The organism is Desulfofundulus australicus DSM 11792 (assembly GCF_900129285.1).
Lineage (GTDB): Bacteria > Bacillota > Desulfotomaculia > Desulfotomaculales > Desulfovirgulaceae > Desulfofundulus > Desulfofundulus australicus.
On the sequence record NZ_FQUW01000005.1, the window covers coordinates 63,453 to 85,836 of the forward strand.

General features: G+C 54.1%; 20 protein-coding genes. 7 read left to right on the plus strand and 13 right to left on the minus strand.

Translation table 11 applies throughout. The annotated features are described in order from the left end of the window. Positions 1-5: 5 nt before the first annotated feature. The 3 genes from BUB44_RS01230 to BUB44_RS01240 all read right to left on the minus strand — a co-directional run bounded on the left by BUB44_RS01230 (position 6) and on the right by BUB44_RS01240 (position 3,915). Positions 6-944 (minus strand): PAS domain-containing protein, encoded by a 939-nt coding sequence (locus BUB44_RS01230; protein ID WP_034634198.1) that lies wholly within the window; start codon positions 942-944, stop codon positions 6-8. Between the two features lie 294 nt (positions 945-1,238). Beyond that, the gene (locus BUB44_RS01235; protein ID WP_242655786.1) at positions 1,239-1,403 is read right to left on the minus strand and encodes an MBL fold metallo-hydrolase; all 165 of its coding nucleotides are present in this window, start codon (positions 1,401-1,403) and stop codon (positions 1,239-1,241) included. 70 nt (positions 1,404-1,473) lie between these two features. Beyond that, positions 1,474-3,915: a DNA internalization-related competence protein ComEC/Rec2 gene (locus tag BUB44_RS01240; RefSeq protein WP_073162576.1), complete on the minus strand. Its 2,442-nt coding sequence runs from the start codon at positions 3,913-3,915 to the stop codon at positions 1,474-1,476. A gap of 213 nt (positions 3,916-4,128) precedes the next feature. Here BUB44_RS01240 and BUB44_RS01245 point away from each other — a divergent pair, with 213 nt between their 5' ends. Beyond that, a complete protein-coding gene (locus tag BUB44_RS01245; protein WP_027355600.1) occupies positions 4,129-4,371 on the plus strand; it encodes an alpha/beta-type small acid-soluble spore protein in 243 nt (80 codons plus the stop codon). Between the two features lie 164 nt (positions 4,372-4,535). Here BUB44_RS01245 and BUB44_RS15940 read toward each other — a convergent pair whose 3' ends face one another. Together BUB44_RS15940 and BUB44_RS01255 are read right to left on the minus strand one after the other, a co-directional pair. After that, positions 4,536-5,249, minus strand: coding sequence for a lytic transglycosylase domain-containing protein (locus BUB44_RS15940; protein WP_278247925.1), 714 nt, complete (start codon positions 5,247-5,249; stop codon positions 4,536-4,538). Between the two features lie 84 nt (positions 5,250-5,333). Further along, entirely contained in the window at positions 5,334-5,996 is a 663-nt protein-coding gene (locus BUB44_RS01255; protein ID WP_073162578.1) for a ComEA family DNA-binding protein, read from the minus strand. 259 nt (positions 5,997-6,255) lie between these two features. Between BUB44_RS01255 and BUB44_RS01260 the strand changes: the two genes are divergently transcribed. From BUB44_RS01260 to BUB44_RS01270, 3 genes are read left to right on the plus strand one after another with little or no spacing between them, the layout of a single operon-like run. Next, positions 6,256-7,308 carry an ABC transporter substrate-binding protein gene (locus BUB44_RS01260; RefSeq protein ID WP_073162580.1) on the plus strand — a complete coding sequence of 351 codons (1,053 nt, stop codon included), beginning with the start codon at positions 6,256-6,258 and terminating at the stop codon, positions 7,306-7,308. A 1-nt stretch (position 7,309) separates the two neighbouring features. Next, positions 7,310-8,203: a quaternary amine ABC transporter ATP-binding protein gene (locus BUB44_RS01265; protein WP_073162582.1), complete on the plus strand. Its 894-nt coding sequence runs from the start codon at positions 7,310-7,312 to the stop codon at positions 8,201-8,203. Between the two features lie 15 nt (positions 8,204-8,218). Beyond that, the gene (locus BUB44_RS01270; RefSeq protein WP_073162583.1) at positions 8,219-9,073 is read left to right on the plus strand and encodes an ABC transporter permease; all 855 of its coding nucleotides are present in this window, start codon (positions 8,219-8,221) and stop codon (positions 9,071-9,073) included. Between the two features lie 30 nt (positions 9,074-9,103). On the opposite strand, the gene BUB44_RS01275 is transcribed toward BUB44_RS01270, so the two are convergent. Both BUB44_RS01275 and BUB44_RS01280 read right to left on the minus strand, forming a co-directional pair. After that, positions 9,104-9,769, minus strand: coding sequence for a DUF421 domain-containing protein (locus BUB44_RS01275; RefSeq protein ID WP_027355604.1), 666 nt, complete (start codon positions 9,767-9,769; stop codon positions 9,104-9,106). Between the two features lie 63 nt (positions 9,770-9,832). Beyond that, positions 9,833-10,333 carry a hypothetical protein gene (locus BUB44_RS01280; RefSeq protein WP_157832940.1) on the minus strand — a complete coding sequence of 167 codons (501 nt, stop codon included), beginning with the start codon at positions 10,331-10,333 and terminating at the stop codon, positions 9,833-9,835. A gap of 359 nt (positions 10,334-10,692) precedes the next feature. Between BUB44_RS01280 and BUB44_RS01285 the strand changes: the two genes are divergently transcribed. Both BUB44_RS01285 and BUB44_RS15290 read left to right on the plus strand, forming a co-directional pair. Further along, entirely contained in the window at positions 10,693-11,565 is an 873-nt protein-coding gene (locus BUB44_RS01285; protein ID WP_027355606.1) for an HpcH/HpaI aldolase/citrate lyase family protein, read from the plus strand. A gap of 47 nt (positions 11,566-11,612) precedes the next feature. Then, positions 11,613-11,777, plus strand: coding sequence for a hypothetical protein (locus BUB44_RS15290; RefSeq protein WP_157832941.1), 165 nt, complete (start codon positions 11,613-11,615; stop codon positions 11,775-11,777). Here the strand turns inward: BUB44_RS15290 and BUB44_RS01290 are convergent. The 6 genes from BUB44_RS01290 to BUB44_RS01315 all read right to left on the minus strand — a co-directional run bounded on the left by BUB44_RS01290 (position 11,774) and on the right by BUB44_RS01315 (position 21,086). After that, positions 11,774-13,654 carry a methyl-accepting chemotaxis protein gene (locus tag BUB44_RS01290; protein ID WP_073162585.1) on the minus strand — a complete coding sequence of 627 codons (1,881 nt, stop codon included), beginning with the start codon at positions 13,652-13,654 and terminating at the stop codon, positions 11,774-11,776. The genes BUB44_RS15290 and BUB44_RS01290 overlap by 4 nt on opposite strands. An 82-nt stretch (positions 13,655-13,736) precedes the next feature. Continuing rightward, positions 13,737-16,535 carry an NAD(P)-binding protein gene (locus BUB44_RS01295; protein WP_027355608.1) on the minus strand — a complete coding sequence of 933 codons (2,799 nt, stop codon included), beginning with the start codon at positions 16,533-16,535 and terminating at the stop codon, positions 13,737-13,739. Positions 16,536-16,558: 23 nt separating this feature from the next. After that, positions 16,559-17,062 carry a 4Fe-4S dicluster domain-containing protein gene (locus tag BUB44_RS01300; RefSeq protein ID WP_073162587.1) on the minus strand — a complete coding sequence of 168 codons (504 nt, stop codon included), beginning with the start codon at positions 17,060-17,062 and terminating at the stop codon, positions 16,559-16,561. Between the two features lie 36 nt (positions 17,063-17,098). Then, entirely contained in the window at positions 17,099-19,183 is a 2,085-nt protein-coding gene (locus tag BUB44_RS01305; protein WP_073162589.1) for a molybdopterin-dependent oxidoreductase, read from the minus strand. A 70-nt stretch (positions 19,184-19,253) separates the two neighbouring features. Beyond that, positions 19,254-19,799: a hypothetical protein gene (locus tag BUB44_RS01310; protein WP_073162590.1), complete on the minus strand. Its 546-nt coding sequence runs from the start codon at positions 19,797-19,799 to the stop codon at positions 19,254-19,256. 87 nt (positions 19,800-19,886) lie between these two features. Beyond that, the gene (locus BUB44_RS01315) at positions 19,887-21,086 is read right to left on the minus strand and encodes a sulfite exporter TauE/SafE family protein (protein ID WP_073162592.1); all 1,200 of its coding nucleotides are present in this window, start codon (positions 21,084-21,086) and stop codon (positions 19,887-19,889) included. A 527-nt stretch (positions 21,087-21,613) separates the two neighbouring features. Between BUB44_RS01315 and BUB44_RS01320 the strand changes: the two genes are divergently transcribed. Next, positions 21,614-22,282 carry a Crp/Fnr family transcriptional regulator gene (locus tag BUB44_RS01320; RefSeq protein WP_027355613.1) on the plus strand — a complete coding sequence of 223 codons (669 nt, stop codon included), beginning with the start codon at positions 21,614-21,616 and terminating at the stop codon, positions 22,280-22,282. Positions 22,283-22,384: the final 102 nt, after the last annotated feature.

A 22,384-nucleotide genomic window follows, 5' to 3' on the forward strand; every position in this document is an offset into this window, starting at 1 on the left:
GTGGTTTAAAAGCCCGGGAGCCCATCACGCCTGGCCAGCTCCTTCAAGGCGGCTTTTTCCTCCTCCGCCCTCTGCTGTGCGAGCCACTGGGCCGTGATGTCCCTCAACACGGCCACGCCGCCCCGCACCCGGTCATCCCGCTCTTTCAAGAGAATCACGTCCACGGAGAAACATTTCGTACACCCGTCGGGGGTCTGCCACAAGACTTCCCGCCCGGTCACTTCTTCACCTCTTTCGATGCGGCGGGCCAGGAGCGCTCCCGTCGGTCCTGCAGCTTCCAGGGGACGCCCCGCCAGCTCTCCGGGGGTCTTACCCGCCAGACCGGCAAAAACCGGGTTGGCCAGAGCTATCCTGCCGCGGCGGTCACCAACCAGCACGCCGTTGCGGGTACATCTGACCACCAGGCGGTTCACCTCGCTCTGGCGTAAAAGCCAGACCCAGAACAAAACCATTATAATTACACTCACTAAAAACGCACTTCCACTGGTAGCTGCCACAACCCTGAAGAGGCGCTGGAAATCCCTATTGGACAGCAAAATTTCTTCCTTCAACCTGCTGCGCTGATAATTGTCATTTTCCAGGGCTAAATCCTCGAGCTCGGCACGGAACGCGGCACGCTCTTCTGGAGGCCGGGAAAGAAAAAGATCAACGGCTGCAGCAAGATCCCGGGAGAGTTGCTGGCCCTGGCGTGTGCGGGTCAGCCCGGCCAGGCGCCGGGCATAAGACCGCATCAGCTCCTGATCCGACTGTGACAGTGTTCTGCGGGAAGTGAGTTCCACCAGCCGGGACGACAGGATCAGCTTCTCCATCCTCTCGCTAAAAGCCCGCTCCGTCTGCCGGAAAGCCAGGTGGAGGTAGACCAGCTGAAAAAAGCAAATGGCAAACAACACCATGACGACCCCGGCGAGCACGCTCAGTCTTTGAAGCCTTTCTTTTGAAGTCATCGGCCTTTCCCTCCCCGCAGCCGTTTCCTTATAAAGCAGTGCTTATTACAGAGACCAGAAGATGATCGACTACAGGCTGAACAGTAGGAACGATATAATTTTTACTTGTGAATGTTTACACCTTCACATATATGTTTAACGTTACTCATTAGAATATATAAAAAATTATAGCGATTAATTACAACTCATCAGCAGGCAGCATCCACCTCCAGGCTCTTTTACCTTATTGGACATCGACAACACTTTTCCTGCCGTGGATAAAAATATAAAATAAAAAATAATAACTTGCTGCGGTCAGCACAATATTTTTCCCTTCCACTCCGGGAACTCAAGCTCATGGGCCACCACTTCGGCCCGTAATTTCTCTTTAAGATAAGCCAGCCCTCCCGTATGGTCGATGTGACCGTGCGTCGCTATAAGATATTTCACTGTAAAGGGGTCGAAGGCAAGCTTCTTCAAATTGCCGATCAGGTCGGGGGCACTGGGCCCCAGCCCGGCATCAATTATGGCCAGCTTACAAAATTATTAATTATGCCGCCTGGCGCTGGCGGCCCGTCCGGACAAAGATACGTTTGCCGTCCGTGCGGAGAATAACCGCCCCATCCAGGTCGGTGCGGTAAACCTTAACCGGCAGCCGGGCCAGGTGTTCGAGGGTTTCCGGGGCGGGATGCCCGAAATTGTTGTGCCGCCCCACGGATATCACCGCCACCTCCGGGCGCGCCCTCTCCAGGAAAGTGGAAAGCTGGTAGCTGCTGCCGTGATGGGGTATTTTGAGCACGCTGCACCCCGGATCAACCCCTCTGTTTACCAACGCTTGCTGGGCTTCCACCTCCATATCCCCGGTAAGCAGCAGCACTTTTTCTCCGTACTGGACCCGCAGTACCACCGAAGCATTGTTGAGATCGGATCGGGTGCCGGTGAGCAGCGGGCGGGGAGGCCCCAGCACCCGTACCTCCAGGGCCGGGTCCAGGTGCAGGCGGTCTCCGGCCGCCACCGCTTTTACCGGCACGCCCCGGGCGGCCAGCCCGGCAATAGTTGCCTTGTAGGCTAAAGGAACTCCGTCATTATTCTGCTGGCGGGAAGATGCAGGATGATTCCCCGTCCCGCCCACCGGTGACACCAGGACCAGATCCACCGGAAAGGCTTCAACCACCGCCTTCATTCCCCCGGCATGATCTTCGTGGGGATGGGTGAGCACCAGCACGTCCAGGTGCCTGACGCCCAGCCGGCGCAGGTAGGGTACCACCACCTTTTCCCCCGCCCCTTCCCCCGTTTCCAGTTCCCCCGGCCAGCCCCCGGTATCCACCAGCATGTTCTTGCCGCCGGGAGTCTGGACGAGAATACTGTCCCCCTGGCCCACATCGATGAAATGGACCACCAGTTGTTTTTCCCCGGGACTATTAAAGAGAAAAATAGATATCAAAAGTCCTCCGCCCATGAAAACCACCGGCAATAAGCGGTGATGGCGGCTGAAAAATTGGCGCAAAGCGGCCCGGCCCTCGTTTGAGACAAGCAAAACTCCCAAAAACAAAAGGGGATACCAGGCCACCACCAGGAAAAAAGGCGGCGTGGGAACGTAGATTACCGAACCGGGCAGGGCCCGGCAGAGGGATACCAGCTTTATAAACAGGTCCAGGAGCAAAGAGGTGCTGATGTTAATGAAGCCGGCCAGGGCGGGAACAACCAGGCCAAGAAGGGAAGAGGCCGTGCCCAGGGCGAGAATCAATCCGGTAAGGGGCACTGCTGCCAGGTTGGCCAGTAAGGATACCGGGGAAACCAGGTTATAGTACCGGGCAATCAGGGGCAGGGTGGCCAGCTGGGCGGCCAGGGAAACCCAGAGGGCCGCCCTTAACCACGTATGCCGGATGACATTTTTTAATAGCCCGTCCAGCACCGGTCCCAGGTAGAGGATGCCCCAGGTGGCAGCGAAGGAAAGCTGGAACCCTATGTCATAGAGGGAGAGGGGCCTGACGATCAGGCTGACCAGTGCTGCCGCAGCCAGGGTGGTGGGCCAGTCCCGGGAACGGCCCAGGTGGTGGGCCCATAGAAACATAAGGGCCATGATAGTAGAGCGGGTTACCGCCGGGCCCAGGCCGCATAAGATGGCGTACAGGAGCAGGGCAACACTAACAAGGGGGGCGGTGAGGTTAAAGGGCACGCGCACCAGCCTGACCAGGGACAGTGCCCCGGCCAGAACAAGACCCACATGCAGCCCGCTGACGCTCAGGATGTGCACCACACCGGACTCGCTGAAAAGCTGCCACGTCTTGCGATCTATCTGCCCCTGGCTGCCAAAAACGATGCCGTTTATAAGGGCGGCCTTTTCCGAAGGCAGGGTTGCCTGGCTCACCGCCAGGAGTTTTTCCTTCAACCGCAGGATTCCCCGCACAACCGGGTTCCCGCGGGTACCGTTTTTCTGTATGGAAGCCGGGTCGCGTACAATGAGAATTGCCCCGACACCCCGGCGGGCCAGGTAGGCACGGTAATCAAATTCTCCCGGGTTACCTGCATCCGGCGGGCGAACCAGCAGGCCATGCAGGCGCAGGTAATCCCCGTAGGAATAAACGGGACCGGGAGCGTCAGCCCGCACCAGAACCGGCGTCTGCAGTTCCAGGGTTTCCCGCCCCATAGATATTCTGCGGGCTTCCAGCCAGTAGTAAACCCGGTCCGGGCGGATATCAGCCTCCCGGCTGACCACGCCCTCCAGAGTTACCCAGTGCCCGGTATATTCATCAAGGACAGGGCTGACCCTGCCTTTTTCCACCGTGGCCAGAGTGAAACCAAGGGCCAGAAACAGGGCCAGCATGATCCACCGGTTAAAAGACCAGTGAAAAAAATACCCCACCACGGCCGCCAGCAAAAGGATAAGACAAAGCGAAAAGGCCGCACCCGGGTGGCACTCCCGGGCTTCCGCCAGAGAAATACCGGCTGCAAAAGCGAGGGTTAAAAAAACCAGGGGCCTGGAAACCAATGATCACACCTCTAAAAAACGGGCATTACTCTTATAAACTGTTCTCTGCTACCACCTCATTTCCTGTCGTCATATGCATCATCTTTCAGTTGGGAAATCTATTTTTCACAGGGTAAAAACGTTGAAAAATTTTATGGCATTACCAGCAGATAAAAATTTTTTCTTGTATATAACCGGACCGCTGAAGCATTCTAATTCTGAGGTGATTATTATATGGGACACAAGAAGGATAACGATAAACTGCGTACAGAAAGGCAACTGGACAGGCTTAAGTGGGAAACGGCCAAGGAACTGGGGCTGGAAGATGATCTGGCCAATGCCGGGGATGAATTAACCGTACGGGAAGCGGGCAAAATAGGCGGCAATATGGTTCGCAAGCTGGTAAAAGCAGGGGAGGAAGCGCTGGCTGAAGAAGGTGACCGCAAGGCTCTCTTAAATTTAAAGGATGACTTTTAGTTGATAAGGGTAGGGCTTCATACCAAAGCCCTACCCTGCTTTTTTACCCTTCAATCCGGGGTAACCGTTAGGTGTCAAAAAGGCAGCAAAGAATAACAAACCGGCCAGAACAAGTACAGCCCCCGTGTAAAACATCATCGAGTATATTGATAATATTGATAAGCTCAAACCAGGAACTCGTATCTTGCAGCAGCAACCCGCTGGAGGTACTGTTGCGTTTCGCGGTATGGAGGTATGCCGCCATAACGCTGCACCGCTCCCGGACCGGCATTATAAGCGGCCAGGGCCAGCTCAACATTCCCGTTAAACTTCTCCAGCAAGGATTTCAAATAGCGCGCCCCACCCTCTAAATTCTCCCCGGGGTCCAGGGGATTGCGCACCCCCATGGCTGCTGCCGTGGCCGGCATAAGCTGCATCAACCCTACCGCACCGGCCGGGGAAACGGCATGGGGATTGAAGCCCGATTCCACCCTGGCCACCGCCTTGAGCAGGGCCGGTTCAAGGCCATATTTTGCCGCCACCCGGTCGAACAGGGCATCATACCTACCGGCCCCGGACGGTCGCTCGTTGCTGCTGGCAGCAGCCGGTTTTTGCTCCCTGTTTCCCTCCCCGGACAGCAATAAGCTCAAAGCTGTCCATAGAGGTAAGATTCCCCCGTTCCCTGCCCCAAGCAGTAAAAAGAAAAGCGTTATTGATAGGGGGGAAATATCACCAGCAACCTGTTTTCCCTCACCGGTCTTTTCATTTTTCAAAGACGATTCCAGAGCAGAGGCCAGCATGAAGGCAAAGGCTTGATCCGGGGCAGCGGAAATCCCGCCGGGCATATTGTTCTGCAGGCTAGCATGATCAGGAATAAGACTTGCCACGGGAACGAACACAAAAATTCCCTCCTGAAAAACCAGATCAACGAAAACAGTTAATATGGTTAATTGGGATACCGTCGAAAAACCGGAAGCTAATATCTAATAAACCGTTATGTAATCCTTCAGCTGTTCATACCTTTTTTCTCCAATGCCCGATACATTTTTAATGTCTTCGGGCACTTTAAAGGGGCCGCTGGTTTCCCGGTACTGGATGATGCGCTGGGCCAGGGAGGGCCCGATCCCGGGCAGGGTTTCCAGCTCCTCCTGGCTGGCCGTATTGATATTTACCAGTGAGCCGCCGCTCCCGGAAACCCGCGGGTCAACTACCGGCCGGGCAAAGGGGTTTCCGGACGGAGTAGCACTTACAGGAGCGGGGCGGGACAGGCCCTGCCCGGGCATAACAACGGCATCGTTACCCGCTTGTTTTAACGGCACAACAATTTTTTGACCATCCGTTAAAGGAGCAGCCAGGTTTAAAATATCCAGGTCCGCCTCGGGAAGAGCAACGGCCATTTTAATGGCGTCCTGCACCCTGGCGCCGGGTGACAGGCGGTATACTCCCGGCTTTTCCACGGCACCGGCAACATGGACAAGCATCTCCCCTTCCCCCGCTGGATTTTCCCGGGACTCCGGCTGTTCCAGCACCGGTTTCTCAAGACTCGAACCCTGCTGCCACAAGGCGTAGCGGTATCCCCCACCAAAAATCAGTACGGCGGCAATGATCAGGATTATCAACTGATGTCGCCTGGAAATTTCAAACACCGCCCTTGCCCCCGCTTTTTCATTTTTATCCGGTAATTTCTACTTCTCCAGACAGATTCCTTTTAAAATGGGTTAATTTTTTGAATGATTAATTGACATGTAATAAATTTTTTAGTAAGATTTTAACAGACAACTTGTCCACAGAATGTATTATGTCAGTGATGAAAAGTTTCCTGATCCTTAAACCACCTCTCCTTTACCATCCCTGCTGCTATCAATACACCAGTATTTCAATCAAATAAAGATTGGAGGGTCGCTCATGTGGAAAAAGAAAAACCCCCGCTATTTCCGGCACCGTTTTATTACTTTAACTTCACTCCTCTTAATTGTTATTCTGCTTGCGGCGGGGTGCGGCGCTTCCGGCAACCAGAGCACAACTGGGGAAAACAAGCCTGAAATCGTTTTTGGAGACTTCAGCTGGGACAGCGTGCAGATTCATAACCGCATCGCCGCTTTTATCATTGAGCACGGTTACGGTTACCCGGTCAACTATATGTTCGGGGAAACCATACCCATTCTTCAGGGGCTGGAAAAAGGAAGTGTAGATGTAACCATGGAGATATGGGTCGACAATGTTCGCGAAGCGTATCAGAAAGCGCTGGATTCCGGCGCCGTTAAAGAACTGGGGACAAATTTCCCCGATGCCCCCCAGGGATGGTACGTACCGACATATGTGATTAAAGGAGATCCGGCACGCGGAATTAAGCCGCTGGCTCCGGAGCTCAAGTCGGTAGAAGACCTGCCCAGGTACTGGGAGTTATTTAAGGACCCGGAACAGCCGGAAAAAGGCCGGTTTTACAACAGCCCACCGGGATGGGTGGTCACGGACATAAACACGCAAAAGCTGAAGACCTACGGGCTTGACAGGTATTTCAACAACTTTATTACCGGCTCCGATACGGCACTGGCCACTTCCATTGTCACGGCCTATGAACAGGGAAAACCCTGGCTTGGTTATTACTGGGAACCCACATGGATCATGGGCAAGCTGGACATGACCATGCTGGAAGAGCCGCCCTACAGTTATGAAAGGTGGAATTCCGATCGCGGTTGTGCCTTCCCTTCGTGCAGGGTCACGGTGGCCATAAACAGCAGCCTGGAAAAAACCGCACCTGAAGTGGTTGAATTTCTTAAAAACTACCGCACCACTCTTGAACAAACCAACGAAGCCCTGGCTTACATGCATGATCATGGCGATGATGCGAAGGCAGCCGCTATCTGGTTCCTCAAACAATACCCGGAGCACTGGAAACAATGGGTCCCCCAAGACGTTGCCGACCGCGTCTCCAGAGCCTTGAATGAGGTGAAATAGCATGAGTTCCGGTACAGATATCCTTCTTGAAGTGGAACACTTGTGGAAAATATACGGTCCCCATGAAAGGAACATAGACCTGACCAAACCCTTTTCCCTGGAAGAAGCAATAGCAAAAGGAGCGGTGGCGGCAGTCTGTGATATTTCGTTTAAGGTCGCCCAGGGTGAAGTTTTTGTGATTATGGGGCTATCCGGAAGCGGCAAGTCCACCTTAATTCGCTGCCTGTTGAGACTGATCGAACCAACCGCGGGGAAGATCAGAGTTGGGGGCGAAGAAGTGACATCCATGGATGAACACCAGCTGAACCGGTTCCGGCGGACACGCGTGGCCATGGTTTTTCAGCATTACGGATTACTGCCCCACCGCACAGTGCTGGAAAACGTCGCCTTCGGGTTGAAGCTGCGCGGCGTCGGCCGTGAAGAACGGGAATCGGCAGCCAGAGAAGCCATCAGGCAGGTGGGGCTGGAAGGCTGGGAAACACGTTACCCCGCCGCCCTCTCCGGCGGCATGCAGCAGCGGGTGGGTATTGCCCGGGCACTGGTTCAAAACCCCGAGTTGCTGTTAATGGACGAACCCTTCAGCGGCCTTGATCCTCTCATCCGCAGGGAGATGCAGGATGAACTGCTCCGCCTCCAGAAAGAACTTCGCAAAACAATTGTATTTGTAACCCATGATCTTAATGAGGCCCTCCGGATGGGAGACCGGATGGCGGTGATGCAGCAGGGCACCTTTGTCCAGGTCGGCAGGCCGCAGGAGATAATCATGCACCCGGCAAACGATTACGTGCGCCGCTTTGTCCAGGACGAACGACGGTTCATGCTTATGTCTGGCACTGCTGACAAGCGTGTTGAAAAGCTTGCCCACACGGCAGGACGGAAATTCATCGCCGGCTAAGGGAGGTGATAGAGCTTGTTCCCCGCCAGTTTACAATTTCATATCGCTCCTTACATAGACGCCTTTGTAAAATGGATCACCGTCCAGTGGGGAACCTTCTTTTCCTCGCTGAGCAACATCATCCTGAAAACTTTACTCCAGATCCAGGCCATTTTACTATTCATCCCCTGGTGGTTCTGGATTGCCCTGGTTGCAGGTATCTGCTGGTATCAGGGACGCAAGCTGCTGAACACCGCCGGCCTGCTTATCCTGCTGCTCAGCATCGGGGTATTTGGCCTCTGGGAAGCTGCCATGGAAACGCTTGCCATTGTAATTACTTCCGTCATAATCTCGTTAGTCCTGGGTATCCCGCTGGGCATTATCATGGCTGAATCCAGGCGGGTGAACTCCATTACAACCCCTCTTCTGGACGCCATGCAGACCATGCCCAGCTTTGTCTACCTGATCCCGGCCATGATGCTTTTCAGCCTGGGCAAGGTACCAGCAGTGATCGCTACCGTTATTTACGCTGCCCCGCCGGTAGTACGGCTCACCAGTTTGGGTATCCGCCAGGTCTCGGAAACCATACTGGAAGCGGCAAGGGCGTTTGGCGCCACCTCCTGGCAGTTGATGTACGAAGTGAAACTGCCCCTGGCGATGCCCTCAATCCTCGCCGGGGTTAACCAGACAACGATGATGGCACTGGCCATGGTGGTCATTGCCAGCATGATCGGGGCCGGAGGGGTCGGCGAACACGTGCTGCTGGCAATCAACCGGGTTGCCGTGGGTAAGGGATTTGAAGCCGGACTGGCAATAGTGGCCATGGCAATTGTTATCGACCGGCTGACCCAGGGTTTTGCCCGCCGCTGGCAGCCGCCGCATGCCGGATAAGTGCACCCCGCCCGGAACCCGCCGCCGGCATCAACCTTCATTAATAAACAGCCGGCCATCGGTGCCCAGGGTAACCAGAAACACCTGTTCCGGCTTCAAACCGTACGCGGCCAGGCGCTCCTTCAGCCAGGTTTCATCGAGGCCGACCACGCGCAGGTTTTCCCTCAATACCTGCCCGTCCATAACCAGGATGGTGGGCAAACCTTCGTAACCGGTAGACAGGCCCAGGTCTTCGGGAGTAACGGGACGCTTCTGGGATTTGGGGAGCACGCTCAACCTGCCCGACGTCTCCAGAACGCCGAATTCCACGTCTTCGACATTAAAGATACCCTTCTCCCTGAGCTGGGCCAGAAGGTCGTTCAAATTGTAACGCGCCCGGCGCAACTCTTCCTTGACTATGCGCCCGTTCCTGATTACCACCTGGGGTTCACCGTCCAGCAACCGGCGCAAGAAAGGACTGTGCAGGGCCAGGTAGCTTAAAACAACCTCCAGAACACCCAGGGTAACCAGGGGAATAATCCCCTTCCACAGGGGAAAAGCGGTGGACTCCATGGGAATAGCCGCCAGCTCAGCGACGATGATGGCCACCACGAAATCAAAGGGTGAAAGCTGCCCTATTTCCCGCTTTCCCATCAGGCGCACTACCAGCAGAACAACAAAATAAATCAGTACCGTACGGTAAACGGAAACAAGCATAAACCCGGCCTCCCTGCTCCAGTAGTTTGACCCCGGGAAAGGCCGGGTTATTCTTTTCGCAATTTAATGGAGCTGTCCGGGATCCACGCACCCGGCCAGAATTTCCTGGAGTTTTTCTAGCTTCTCGCCGGGATGGGACCCCTGCAGGGGAGGTAATATCTGGGCTACCTGCCTGATTAGCTCGTCAAAACCGCGATAGGCCTGGCGGATAACCAGGGATTTAGCCGGAGAAATCTCCGTTTGTTGACCCACCAGTTCCCAATCGGTAATTACGGTCAGGTCTTTATGCCGCACGGCAGGCAGGATGCCCCACATTTCCGGGGTAAAACCAATGGCCACTTCGTTTCCCCCATCCCAGTTCAAATCCAGGGTCACCAGGTAGTTCTGGGCATCAAGGGGTACCAGCTGCCATCCAAACCGGTAAGGAACATTTTCCCCCCGGTGGAAGCGCTGGAACAGCGGCTCAAGCTCATCTTCCAGCGCCGATACCATCACAATCATCCCGTGTTCCGACTCGCCTATAAAATCCGGCAGGGCAATCTCCCGCAAAACCCACACCTCCATCCACCCGCCACTGCAAATCATGCGGCAGGTTATCAGCTATTCCGAAAGGAAATAACCTTCTGCCGACGAACTTAATTCCATAATACCCCGGTCATAAACGGGGAAGCAACCTCTTCCGGGACATCGCTTAACAACCCGGGCTGGTAGTTATCCCGTAATTATAAAAGAAATTCTCTGAAAAGTACATATACTGCCGGTGCTCCGCAGAAGCAGATGCAGCAGCTTGCTTTGATATCCAATCCATGCCACTGATATTCCCTCAAACAAGTCCGAGATAATTTTACTTACCCGAACCGTACCGTGTCAAAAGATTGTGTCCAATGCTCCGGTAATAATTTATAAAGGATGGTGTATTTTCAATGTTTCCGCTGCGCACTCTTCTTTTTACTCCCGGCGACGACCCCAGGAAGGGAGAAAAGGCTTTTGCAGCCGGTGCCGACGCAGTTATTATCGACCTGGAGGACGCTGTGGCAGAAACCCGTAAGGAACAGGCACGCCAGCTGGCAGTTCAACTCTTAAGCGTTCCCCGCCCCATTCCCGCTTTTGTCCGCATTAACGGCGTGACCTCACCCCATATCCTGCGCGATCTGCAGGCCGTGGTTGGCTTACCCGTAGCAGGGCTGATGTTGGCCAAGGCTGAATCCGGGGAAGATGTAGGCCGGGTAGACTGGTTGCTGTCTTTGCTGGAACAGCAAAATGGTCTGCCTCCCGGCCAGATCAAACTAATTCCCTTTATTGAAAGTGCCCGGGGCATTGCCCGGGCCGGGGAAATTGCCGCCGCCCCCCGGGTAATCTGCCTGGCCTTTGGAGGCAATGACTATACCATGGATATCGGGGTACCTTATTCCCGGGAAGGGGAGGAGTTATTTTTCGCCCGCAACCAGCTGGTGGTAGCTTCCCGGACAGCGGGTATCGCCCCACCCCTGGACACCGTAAATCCCGACTTCAAAGATATCTCCTTCCTGATGGAAGACGCCCGCCGCGCCCGCAGGCTGGGTTTTCAGGGCAAGCTGGTTATCCACCCCGCCCAGGTATCACCGGTAAACGAAATCTTTACTCCCAGCGACGAGGAAATCGCGTGGGCCCAAAAAGTAGTTGCTGCCTTTACCCGTGCCCGGGCCGCGGGCAGCGGTGTCATTCAGGTTGAAGGGAAAATGGTGGAGCTGCCCATTGTGCGCCGGGCAGAACAGCTGCTGGCTGCAGCCCGGCGCCTGAATAAAATTAATGAATAAAGGGCGGAACCGGAAGGAGAATATATTATGAAGGGGTGGAATGCCCAATGAAAGCCAGGAAGAAAACACCTCCGGTTCCTATGAAAAAAGAACCCCGGTTTGCTCCGGGAAATGAAGATCTTTTAGAACAACCGGCTACTGAAGAAGAAAAGAAACGGGGCGAATTTACCAGGGTGACAACCCTATCTTACGATGAAGTCGACCCGGGTTAATACAACTTGAAGCGGCGAACGCGGGAGTCCAGTTCCGCGGCCAGGGAAGATAGTTCCTCAGCTGCCCGGGCTATCCGCTCCACTGCGCCCGACTGCTCGCTGGCTGCGGCCGCCACTTCCTGGCTGGCCGCGCTAACTTCCCCGGAAGCACCGGCCACCCGCTCCACCTGCCGGACAATGTTTTCAACCTGCTGAACAATGGACATGAAGTGCTTCCCTGTTTCAGCGGCCAGCCGGGCGCCCTCGCCCATGCTCTGCACGCTCTTCTCCACATTGCTGACCCCGCGGGCCGTTTCCCGCTGTACCTCTTCAATAAAAACTCCTATCTCGGTAACCGCGCGGGCTGATTGTTCGGCCAGCCTGCGTATTTCATCGGCCACCACGGAAAAGCCTTTACCATGCTCCCCGGCCCGGGCTGCCTCAATGGAAGCGTTTAAAGCCAGCAGGTTGGTCTGGTCGGCAATATCGGCGATCAATTCCACTATCCGTCCTATCTCCCTGGAACGACGGCCCAGATCATGAATAACGGTAGATAGTTCGCTGATCTGGTTCTGGTTGATTTCCATCTGGGAGCGCAACCGTTCCATGGCCTCTTCACCTGCCCGGGCCGACCGGGAAGCGTGGTGGACGTTCTTCTCCAAATCCTCCACTCCTTCATTTAACTGGCCGGCCACCCGGGCCAGGTTATCGGCAATACCCGCCGTCTCCTGGGCACCCGCAGAGACCTGCTGCATGGAAAGGGAAAGCTCCTGCCCGGATGCCGAAAGCCGGCTGGCAGTGTCAAGGGCCTGGCCAACCAGGGAGCGGATATTTTCAATCATGCTACAAAAGCTTTGTGTCAGCCGCCCCACCTCATCCCGGGAAGAGCAGTCCGGGGAAACTGTAAGATCACCCTCACCCGCACGGACCATTTCACCTGCCAGTACGGTAATGGGATTTAACGAGCGCTGAAGGAGCAGGTATGTAACGGCAAGTATCAGGACACCGATAATCGAGAATATGAGAAGCTGGTTATACAGGGTGGCGTTCAGCCTGGCAAGCACGTCGGCCCTGTTTATTATTATCTTGGCATAGGCAACGGTAGCTCCGGAATAATCCTTTAAAGGAAGCAACTGCACCGCCTGGCGGCCGCCGTTTATGTATGTCACCTGCATTTTCCCCTGTTCCAGGCAGGTTTTAATTAAACTTTCCTCAACGGGATATGTATCTTTCTCCTCCGTGGCGGCCAGGAGGTTGCTTTTATCCACCAGTGATATACCCCTGTCCCCGCGCCGGTAAACAAAAAATTCCGTACCCAGCTTTGCCTTCCATTTGTCCAGCAGGGCCTGGTTAAAGCCCTGGCCGTACTCGGCGCTGCCCACATGCTGTCCCCGGTAAAATACCGGCACCACCACCCGGAAACCATAACCTCCCCGCCCTTCTTCCAGACCGGCCACCACCTCTTTACTCCGGTTGGCTTCTACTACCGTGGCCCGGAAGGATGAAAGATCATCGCCAAATTTTTCGGGCATATGCAGGCGCAGAAAAGCTGTGGCCGGCGGGAGGTGAAACTGGAACTGATCGATTCCTTCCGCCTTAACTTTTTCCCAGATGGGAGAGGTGAGGGCGGCCAGCCTGTCCCTGTCCCTGGCCGCAAACGCCTCCTGTACCTGGGGGTTATTGACCACACTTTCAATCCCCAGTCGAATACGCCGGGTGGTTTCGGCCAGATCATTTTCCACAAAAGCCTGAATGGACTGAATATGTTGCTTTTCCTGCTGGACAATCATATTTTTTGCCTGGGTATAACTATAAAAAGCCAGCAACCCGAAACCCAGGGCCGGCAACACCAGCATGGGTATTAAAATGCGGGTCTTGATGCTGTTAAATAATACCATACCATCGCCTCACTCAATCAATACAATTCAAGGAAAATAGGGATCACCCGGAGCACATGCAAGCGCTCCGGGTGAAGTCTTATCAGGCCGTTTTCTCTTCTGCGGAAACAGTCTCCTCATGTCCGGTGCCTATTTCAACGGCCAAACTGGCTACCCGTCCCACCTGCCGGACAACATTTTCCACATGCTGCACAATAATATTAAATTGCTGCCTGGTTTCCAGGGTAAAAACCAGATTTTCCCCGGCGGCGGAATTGCCGTTTCCGGCCACAGGAGATGTCTCCTGCTTTACTTTTTGAATGAAAATACCTATTTCCGTCGCCACGCGGGCAGACCGGGAAGCCAGTTCCTGGATCTCACCCATCAAAGCGGCAACTTCCCTTCCCTGGCCGCCAATTCTGACCGCCTCAAGGGAAGCGTTGAGGGCCAGCAGGTTCATCTGTTCAGCTATACCGGTAATCATATTGAGAACCCGGCCCGCTTCCAGGGTGGAACGCTCCGGCGCATGGATGACAGTCGATAATTCGCCCACCAGCTCGTGAATTTTCTGCACCTGGGGCCGTATACTCTCCATGACCTCCCGCTCTTCCCGGAAAACCCGGAAACGTCCGGAAATATCTTTTTCCAGTTCCGGGATTACCGGTACCGGAGCTTCCCGCTCCACCGCCCTGGAAAGCAATTCTGTCCAATCGGCAGGCGGGAAGCCCATGCCGTGGATTTGATCGACCCATTCCCGTCGCAGACAGGCAGGACATATTTCGGCAGCCTCATGAAGGTGCCCGGGATAACCTTTTAAGCGCTCCCGTATGAAGTCCAGGTGCCTGGATGAAGCGAAGGATTGCCCGCATATACGGCAGGTTATCAATTCCACACGGTTCATCAAACTACCGCACATGCGAATTTCCCTGAACCCGCCCTCGTCTTTCAGGGTAATGGCCCCGGTCGGGCAATTTACGGAACAGCTGCCGCACCCGATGCATCTGGCAGCCGGGCGCTCAAAATCCGTTAACTGTCCTTCACCGCCTTCAACATAACCCAGTTGAATGGCCTCCGCCCCCACCTTACGGCAGGTATCGGCACATTTACCGCAGGCAATGCAGAGGTCGCACCGCAGACACCTGGCCGCTTCCAGAGCCGCGGTCTCAGGCTCAAGGCCTTTCATCACTTCTTCAAACGTCTCCTGTTTTTCAGGTAAATACTGGTTATCAAAGGTGTGCGCCCGTGAGCAACTCTTTTCCCGGGCGGTCGTCTGCATGAGGACGGCCACTTTTCTTTTTACCGGGTACTTGATGGCCGCGGAAGGCTTTTCGCCGCGCAAATAAGCGTCTATAGCTGCTGCCGCCCGCTTGCCGGCAGCAATGGCCTTGATAGCGCTGGCAGGGCCCGTAACCGCGTCACCGCCGGCAAAAACTCCCGGAAGGGAAGTTTCCATGGTATCCGGGTTAACAACTATGCGGTCGCGGGATACCTGCACCTGCACCGGGTCCGCTCCTCCGGAAAGAAAAGAGAGATCCGGCTTCTGGCCCACAGCAAAAATTACCATGTCAGCTTCCAGTTTGAACTCCGAATTTTTCACCGGCACCGGCCAGCGCCGGCCCGTAGCGTCGGGCTCGCTGAGCATATTCCGGATACATTCAATATACTGGAGGCGGCGACCACTGCCTCCCAGGCCGGTGGGGGAAATGAGATAATCCAGGATAATCCCTTCCCTTTCAGCGGCCTCAATTTCCTCATCCAGGGCCGGCATTTCCTGGCGGGAGCGACGATAAATAATCCTTACCTCATGGGCACCCAAACGGCGGGCCACGCGGGCCGCGTCAATGGCCACATTGCCGCCGCCAACCACAACCACTTTTTTGCCGCCGACTTCCACTGCGGGACGGCCGCTTCCCTCAAGCAGGCTCTGATTTACCAGCCTGAGAAAGGTTACCCCATCCATAACCCCGTCATACAAGTTATGGTTTGGCATGGGGATGGAACCTTTCCAGGCCCCGGTACCCAGGAATACCGCCGCATATTCTTCCAGCAACCGGGCAATGCCGTTTTCACCATTAACCGGACTGTTTAACCTTATCTCCACCCCCAGGGCCTGGATGCGGGCTATTTCATCGCGGAGAACATCCCGGGGGAGCCGGTACGGGGGAATGCCGTAAGCCAGCATTCCCCCCGGCTCGGGCATGGCCTCGAAAATGGTTACGGAATAACCTCTCCTGGCCAGGAAGTAAGCGCAGGAAAGCCCGGCGGGACCGGATCCCACCACCGCTACTTTTTTGCCGGACTTCCTGACAGGCCTTGGTGAGAAAAGGTTTATCTTATTCCTTAATTCCCTTACCCGGTCGTAGGCCAGCCTTTTCAAAGCACAAATTGATACGGGAGCGTCAACCTCACCCCTGCGGCAGGCGCGTTCACAGGGATGCTCGCAGATGCGTCCCAGAACACCGGGCAGGGGAACATCCTCAAGTATAAGCTGCAATGCCTCGGCATACCTGCCCTCGCCAACCAGGGCAACATAATTGGGGATATCAATGCCCGCCGGGCAGGTAGCCTGGCAGGGTGCAAGCACCAGCTGGGAACATTCGGAAGCGGGACAGACCCGGTTTTCAATGTGTACAACAAAATCGTCCCTGTTTTCCCGCAAGATGGCCATTACTTCCGGTGCCACGCGTTTCCCCTGGCCACAGTGGCAGGAAAGGTGCAGCCTGTTGATCAGGGTCAGCAAGCCCTCCAGATCGCCCAGGCGGGCCCTGCCGCTCCTGATGGCGGACAGCAGCTTTAATGCTCTGTTCAGATTGGAGCGGCACTGGCCGCAAAGTCTTTCCATGTCCAGATAAGATTTTACAATTTCCTCCGCTTTCCTGACACTACAGGAAACCTTGACCATATATATCTGCTCCTTTATCTACTCTACCCCACAGCAGTAATCTGATGGACATGGCGGACCCTTTTTACATCCGGCATCCGCTCGGCAGGACCGAAAAGAAGGCACCCGGTGGGACAGGCGGTAACACAAGCCGGTTTGAGGCCGGCATCAATGCGGTCCATACAGTAATCGCACTTCACGGCCTTCCCCTTCCTGGCATCCCACTGGGGAGCACCCCAGGGGCAGGCCATGATGCAGCTCTTGCAGCCCACACAGAGTTCCTGAACGATAAAAACAATCCCATCTTTGGGCCTCTTCTGTACTGCCCCGGTGGGACAGGCCGGTACGCACCAGGGCTCCTCACAGTGAAAACAGGGCATGAAAATGCTGGTTGCCTGGGGCCGGCTGCCTGCCTGGACAGGGCCTACCACCACTATCTGGTTCGGCCTGGGTCCCGGATCCAAACCTTTATTAACCTTGCACTGCACTTCACAGCTGCGGCAGGAAATACATTTTTTTTCATCCTGGTACAGGTAATATTTGCTCATCGATTGACCCCCTAGACAAATCATTTACCTCTCTAATCATTTAATTGGCCTGACGGTTACGTAAATACCCTGTAAAGCCGGGCTGCCGCCCACCATATCGGTGATGTTTTCCTGCAGCAGAGCATCCATGGCCCCTTTGCCGTAGCACCTGGACTGCACAGGTACCTTGTGGCCAAAACCGTGCAGCATAAAGACCGCTTCGGGATGGATGAGGTCCGTGACAAAGGCACGGATAGTGTCCCGGCCCCGGGAAGAGATAACTTCTACCATCTGGCCGTTTTTTATGCCCAGTTTTGCCGCCTGGCGCGTATTGATCCAGAGGACATTTTCGGGGACCAGTTCATTTAAAAGAGGGTTATTCTGCGTCGACACATGGGTGTGGGCCGCAGCTCTGCCGATCATCAGGCGGAAATATCCTTCCGGGGGCGCCGGTACGGGCTCATATGCCGGGAAGGATGGGAAACCGTTTTTCTCCAGCAGGCTGGACACAAATTCAATTTTCCCCGACGGAGTCTTCAGCTTAATCCCGTCCTTACGGTCCCAGTAAATGGGCTCATCGCTGAGGGAAACATAGCCCTTTTCGTCAAAGTCGCTGATGCTGATACCGGTTCCCTGCAACTGGTAAGCCCACAGTTCTTCCAGGGTATGATAGGGGAAATACTGGCCGATACCCAGGCGGTCAGCCAGGGATTTCATAATTTCCCAGCCCGGCTTGGTATCATAGCGCGGGGATACAGCGGGCCTGCGCATGTAGAGGGCCGGTTTCAAACCATTGGCCTCCTGGATGGAGTCTCCCCTTTCCAGATAGGTGGATTCGGGTAGAACCACATCGGAATACCAGGCTATTTCGCTGAACTGAATATCTATGGTCACCAACAGGTCGAGATTTTCCAGGGCTCGCCTGGTGTATTCGTAGTCCGGAATGGAAAGCAGCGGGTTAAAGCGCCAGACAAGCAGCGCCTTAACCGGATATGGATCTTCTTCCAGAATAGCCTTAGGCAGCATCTGGACCACGCCGTGGGCCGGATCGGGCAGTGGCAGCCTGGATGTGCCCACACCATCGCATCTTTCCTCGGTTACTTTGGGCAGCTCCTGGTCTGTTAATTTGTTAAGCGGCTTCCTGCCTGCATCCTTGGCGCCCTTCTTGAAAAAGATTCCTCCCGGAGCTTCTATGCTGCCCATAAGGGCGTTCAGCATGATAATGGATCTTCTGAAATATATCTCGTTAAGGTAATGAGAACACCGGTAGCCGTAATGGAAGATCACCGACGGTTTGGCCTCGCTGACCTCCCTGGCCAGAGAAACTATTTCGTAAGCAGGAATGCCGGTTTCTTTTTCCGCCCATTCAGGAGTATAGGGTTCCACGAATTGCTGCAGTTCCTTCAACCCGAGCACCCAGCGGTTCACAAATTCCTTGTCGTACAGCCCTTCCTTTAATATGACGTGCATCAAAGCGTAGTTCAGGGCCAGATCCGTTCCGGGCCGGATCATCAGGTATTTATGGGCTTTAGTAGCCGTTACGGTAACCCGCGGGTCGATGTAAGTCAGCCTGGTCCCCTTTTCCAGGGCCTGCATCAACTGCTTGACTGCCTTGAGTTCCAGTGATTCAAAGATATTGCGACCGTAAAGAACTATATGTTTGGTCTTGCCCCAGTCTACCCCCACCTGGCCGTCGGTATAACCGGTCAGGGTCCGGAAAGCGGTATTCAGAGAGCCCTTGCAGCAGGAATCATGGGTGAAATAGTTGGGAGATCCCAGGGCCTTTAAAAATGTTTTGCTGATATGGGAGTTAAGCTGTGCCCTTTCAGTCAGGGCGATGGCTCGCCCGCCATATTTTTCTTTCACCTCGGCCAGTTTTGCCGCCACGTAATCCAGCGCTTCCTCCCAGGATGCTTCCCGCCACTGACCGGAACCCCTGGGGCCGGTGCGGATCAGGGGCCTTTTCAATCTCTCATCATCGTTTAAAAGCCTTACCCCCGCCGCCCCCTTGGGGCAGATGCTCCCTTCAATACCGGCAACGTGAGGGTTACCTTCAATCAACTTAACGTCATCATTTTCTACCATTACCTTGATGGGACACCTTACCGTGCACATAAAACAGATGCTGTAGACACTTTCCATAAGGGAAGCCTCCACTTTAATAGTTTAATGTAAAAATTTAAATTATAAGTAAGTTTACGGGTTTACTTTATCAAGTAATGTTAGGGGCGGAACTTTTCTCATATTCCATCAGCATCCGGTGAATATTCCGGAAGTAGGGAAGCCGGTTTTTTACCCTTCCGAAAAACATGCGGGCCAGGATGTAACAAATTATAAAGGTAAAAACGTAATTTACAGCCAGGCCGGTAAAGGGGATGGGAAACTCAATGCCGGTAAAACGCAGCTGCATCCAGGCCAGGGCAAAGAAAGCCGGCCACAGGGCGGCTGCCGAAAGACCAACCATGTTAAAGAAAACCCGGCCAAAGGTATCGTTGGCTTCCTTGTTGCAGGCATCGTAACTTCTCTTATCCCCCAGCTTTAAGGCCAGCATGGTCAGCTGTTGCAGGTTAGCCAGCCGGATATTCAGCCGGTCCAGGTGGTTTTTGTTCACCAGGAAGACCAGGGATATGGTAAATTCACCAACGACCACCGCCAGGAGCGCCAGCAGGAAGGTGCCCAGGAAATAATCGATAACCGGGTGGCCGCAGATTTTGTATAACAAGATCAATACTTTATCCACCAGTTCCCAAAGGCCCATAATCAAGCCCCCGTTTAAAACAGTTAGTGGCTCCAGGTTCCCCGGGGAAAAACCGGGGAACCTGGTCCGGGTACCAGCAGGTGAGTCTTACATCGGAACCCAGGCAGTCCCGAAGAATCCCTTGCTGAAGTAGCCGAGTCCCACATACAGGGCGAGGAGAACAAATATTCTCTTCAGCCAGATATCCGGGATATACTTCTGGGTGCGCGGACCGATCATGGAACCGATAAATACGCCGATCAATTCCACGCCGATCATGCCCCAGTCCATGGCGGCACCGGCCACGGTGATATAGGTGGTGATACTGGTCAGCATGCTCACCAGCACGGCCATGGCCGAAGTCCCGGCCACCACGAACATGGGCAGGCCCACGATACTGGTCAGGTAGGGTACATATAAGAAACCGCCGCCCACGCCCAGGAAGGCTGAAATAGCCGCAATTACCACGCCGCCCACAAAAGCCCAGATGGGATTGAACTTAAATTCCACGCCGAAGAAGGTGAACTTCGATTCAGTAAGTCCCCACTGGGTAACTCTGATCCCCTGGGATGCTTCGTCCTTCTTTTCCTTAATACTTTGCTCAAAAGCCTTGGCCGCTTCTTTGGCCGCCTTCTTGCTGGCCTGCCCCCGGGGGGTCGTCTCATACAACAGGACACCGCCCACCACGAAGACAAACAGCCCGAACCAGCCCTGATACTGGCTGAAGCTGACCTTGCCGCCGGTCAGGGCAGGAATGGCCACAGCGCCCACAATGGAACCCAACCCCAGAGCCAGGCCCAGGGGCCAGGCCAGACGCTTGGCCCTCAGGTAGTTAATGGTGCTCAGCAGGGATGACAAACCAACCAGAAACTGGTTGGAGGTGCGGATGCTGTCTGTTAGTAGCTTGTTAACCTGGGGCGCGGTGTTCTTAAAGGTCTTGATATAGTCACCCAAACCGTAAACGGTCATATGACCTACCCCGGCCATGATGCCGCCAAAGGCGCCCACAGTGGAGAAGATCCAGCCCACCCAGATGGCCCACAGGATGGCCACCAGGTAATTAATCTGGGGCGCTCCGGGGATGCCGAAAGCCCCCCTGGGTGCATTGGGGTCAATCTCCCCTTTGCCCGTACCCACCGGGGCATTGGCTATGGCTTCCCCCAGTTTTCCCTTCAAGCCAAGGTCGCTTCCCACCAGCTGTGGCTGGGAACCCTGTTGTGCTCCCACTCCGCTGGCACCTAAAACCAGAATTGCCAGCATCAGCAGCAGGGTAACCAGGGCAATTTTATGGACAATTCCCTTTTTCATTTAATCCTCCCCCAAAATCAAGAGATGAATTTAAAATACCCTTAATAAGTTCATCATACATCCTTACTGGTGGTAAAAAAGCAAATCAACCGGTTTATAAAATACAGCCCCAAAATGTTCAGCCTAACTTGATGCCCACCTCCTCATTATAAATTCAAACAACTCACCTCCTCAAACAACCGTGTTGGGATTATACATAATTAAATATAATCGACATAATAAAAAGCCAATGTCGGATAGATGACATAATTAAAGTCATCCTGCAGACACCCCCGGTGTCATTCTATTGACATATTGCGATAATATTTTCATATTGTTTTGTATCGCCCAATTCTATCCTGCTCTGGCTGCTATTTACCAGCATAATTAAACCCATTCTTACATCAACCATTGACAGGGATAAATAAATAGAAATATAATAAATGATAAACGTATTAACTTTTCTTATAAATAGTTGTTAAAAAAACCAAGAATTTTCTAGAAAGTTTTAAGTGGAGAAAAACCCTTTTTACAGGGGGGACAGGGATATGCCACTGCAACACGTGGAAATTGCGGCCTTAAATGAGGTGGAAAAGGCGATTATACGCCAGGCGGGATTTACGGTGCATTACCCCAAGGGACACGTTATTTTTGCCGCCGGCGATCCTGCCGATAGAGTTTACCTGGTGGAAAGCGGATGGGTAAAAATCTATCGCTTGAACGCCGATGGTCGCCGTGTTACCGTGGGCAGCATACGCAGCCCGGGAGAATTGATGGGCTTGGCCGAAGCGCTATGGGGAGGAGAACGCACCTGCTTTGCCGGGGCCATCAGTAACGTCAGCCTGGTGGTCTTACGCAAGAATAAATTTGAAGAACTGATGGGGGCCCACCCTTTCCTGGCCATAAAAGTGGCCAAGTTGCTGGGTGTTCGCATGCGGGAAGCAGAACAGATTATTCATGAAATGGTCTGCTGGCAGGCTCCCGGACGCCTGGCCCTGACTCTCTTAAAAATGGGTGAGCGCTGCGGTGTGGAAACCAAAAACGGCATCAAGCTGGGCGTCCAGCTTACCCACGAAGAGCTGGCCAATATGGTGGGCACTTCCAGGCAGACAGTAACCACCCTTTTGAATACCTTCAAACAGGAAAAAAGCATCGTCTATGAAGGAAGGACCATCAGCATTGTCAATCCGGACAAGCTGGCCCGATGGATAATGTAAAATAATGATTGTCAAGAATTTTAAAACCCGTCTGGGGGTTTATTTTTTTTGCCTTTTCAGCTATATCCATCAAAACTTTGAAATTTATTTTTAATTAAATTA

What these genes read in the sequence shown, in the direction of transcription:
- BUB44_RS01230 (WP_034634198.1), bottom strand. Translation starts at nt 944, where the DNA reads ATGACTTCAAAAGAAAGGCTTCAAAGACTGAGCGTGCTCGCCGGGGTC.
- BUB44_RS01245 (WP_027355600.1), top strand. Translation starts at nt 4,129, where the DNA reads ATGGGACACAAGAAGGATAACGATAAACTGCGTACAGAAAGGCAACTG.
- BUB44_RS01260 (WP_073162580.1), top strand. Translation starts at nt 6,256, where the DNA reads ATGTGGAAAAAGAAAAACCCCCGCTATTTCCGGCACCGTTTTATTACT.
- BUB44_RS01265 (WP_073162582.1), top strand. Translation starts at nt 7,310, where the DNA reads ATGAGTTCCGGTACAGATATCCTTCTTGAAGTGGAACACTTGTGGAAA.
- BUB44_RS01275 (WP_027355604.1), bottom strand. Translation starts at nt 9,769, where the DNA reads ATGCTTGTTTCCGTTTACCGTACGGTACTGATTTATTTTGTTGTTCTG.
- BUB44_RS01280 (WP_157832940.1), bottom strand. Translation starts at nt 10,333, where the DNA reads ATGGAGGTGTGGGTTTTGCGGGAGATTGCCCTGCCGGATTTTATAGGC.
- BUB44_RS01285 (WP_027355606.1), top strand. Translation starts at nt 10,693, where the DNA reads ATGTTTCCGCTGCGCACTCTTCTTTTTACTCCCGGCGACGACCCCAGG.
- BUB44_RS15290 (WP_157832941.1), top strand. Translation starts at nt 11,613, where the DNA reads ATGAAAGCCAGGAAGAAAACACCTCCGGTTCCTATGAAAAAAGAACCC.
- BUB44_RS01290 (WP_073162585.1), bottom strand. Translation starts at nt 13,654, where the DNA reads ATGGTATTATTTAACAGCATCAAGACCCGCATTTTAATACCCATGCTG.
- BUB44_RS01295 (WP_027355608.1), bottom strand. Translation starts at nt 16,535, where the DNA reads ATGGTCAAGGTTTCCTGTAGTGTCAGGAAAGCGGAGGAAATTGTAAAA.
- BUB44_RS01300 (WP_073162587.1), bottom strand. Translation starts at nt 17,062, where the DNA reads ATGAGCAAATATTACCTGTACCAGGATGAAAAAAAATGTATTTCCTGC.
- BUB44_RS01305 (WP_073162589.1), bottom strand. Translation starts at nt 19,183, where the DNA reads ATGGAAAGTGTCTACAGCATCTGTTTTATGTGCACGGTAAGGTGTCCC.
- BUB44_RS01310 (WP_073162590.1), bottom strand. Translation starts at nt 19,799, where the DNA reads ATGGGCCTTTGGGAACTGGTGGATAAAGTATTGATCTTGTTATACAAA.
- BUB44_RS01315 (WP_073162592.1), bottom strand. Translation starts at nt 21,086, where the DNA reads ATGAAAAAGGGAATTGTCCATAAAATTGCCCTGGTTACCCTGCTGCTG.
- BUB44_RS01320 (WP_027355613.1), top strand. Translation starts at nt 21,614, where the DNA reads ATGCCACTGCAACACGTGGAAATTGCGGCCTTAAATGAGGTGGAAAAG.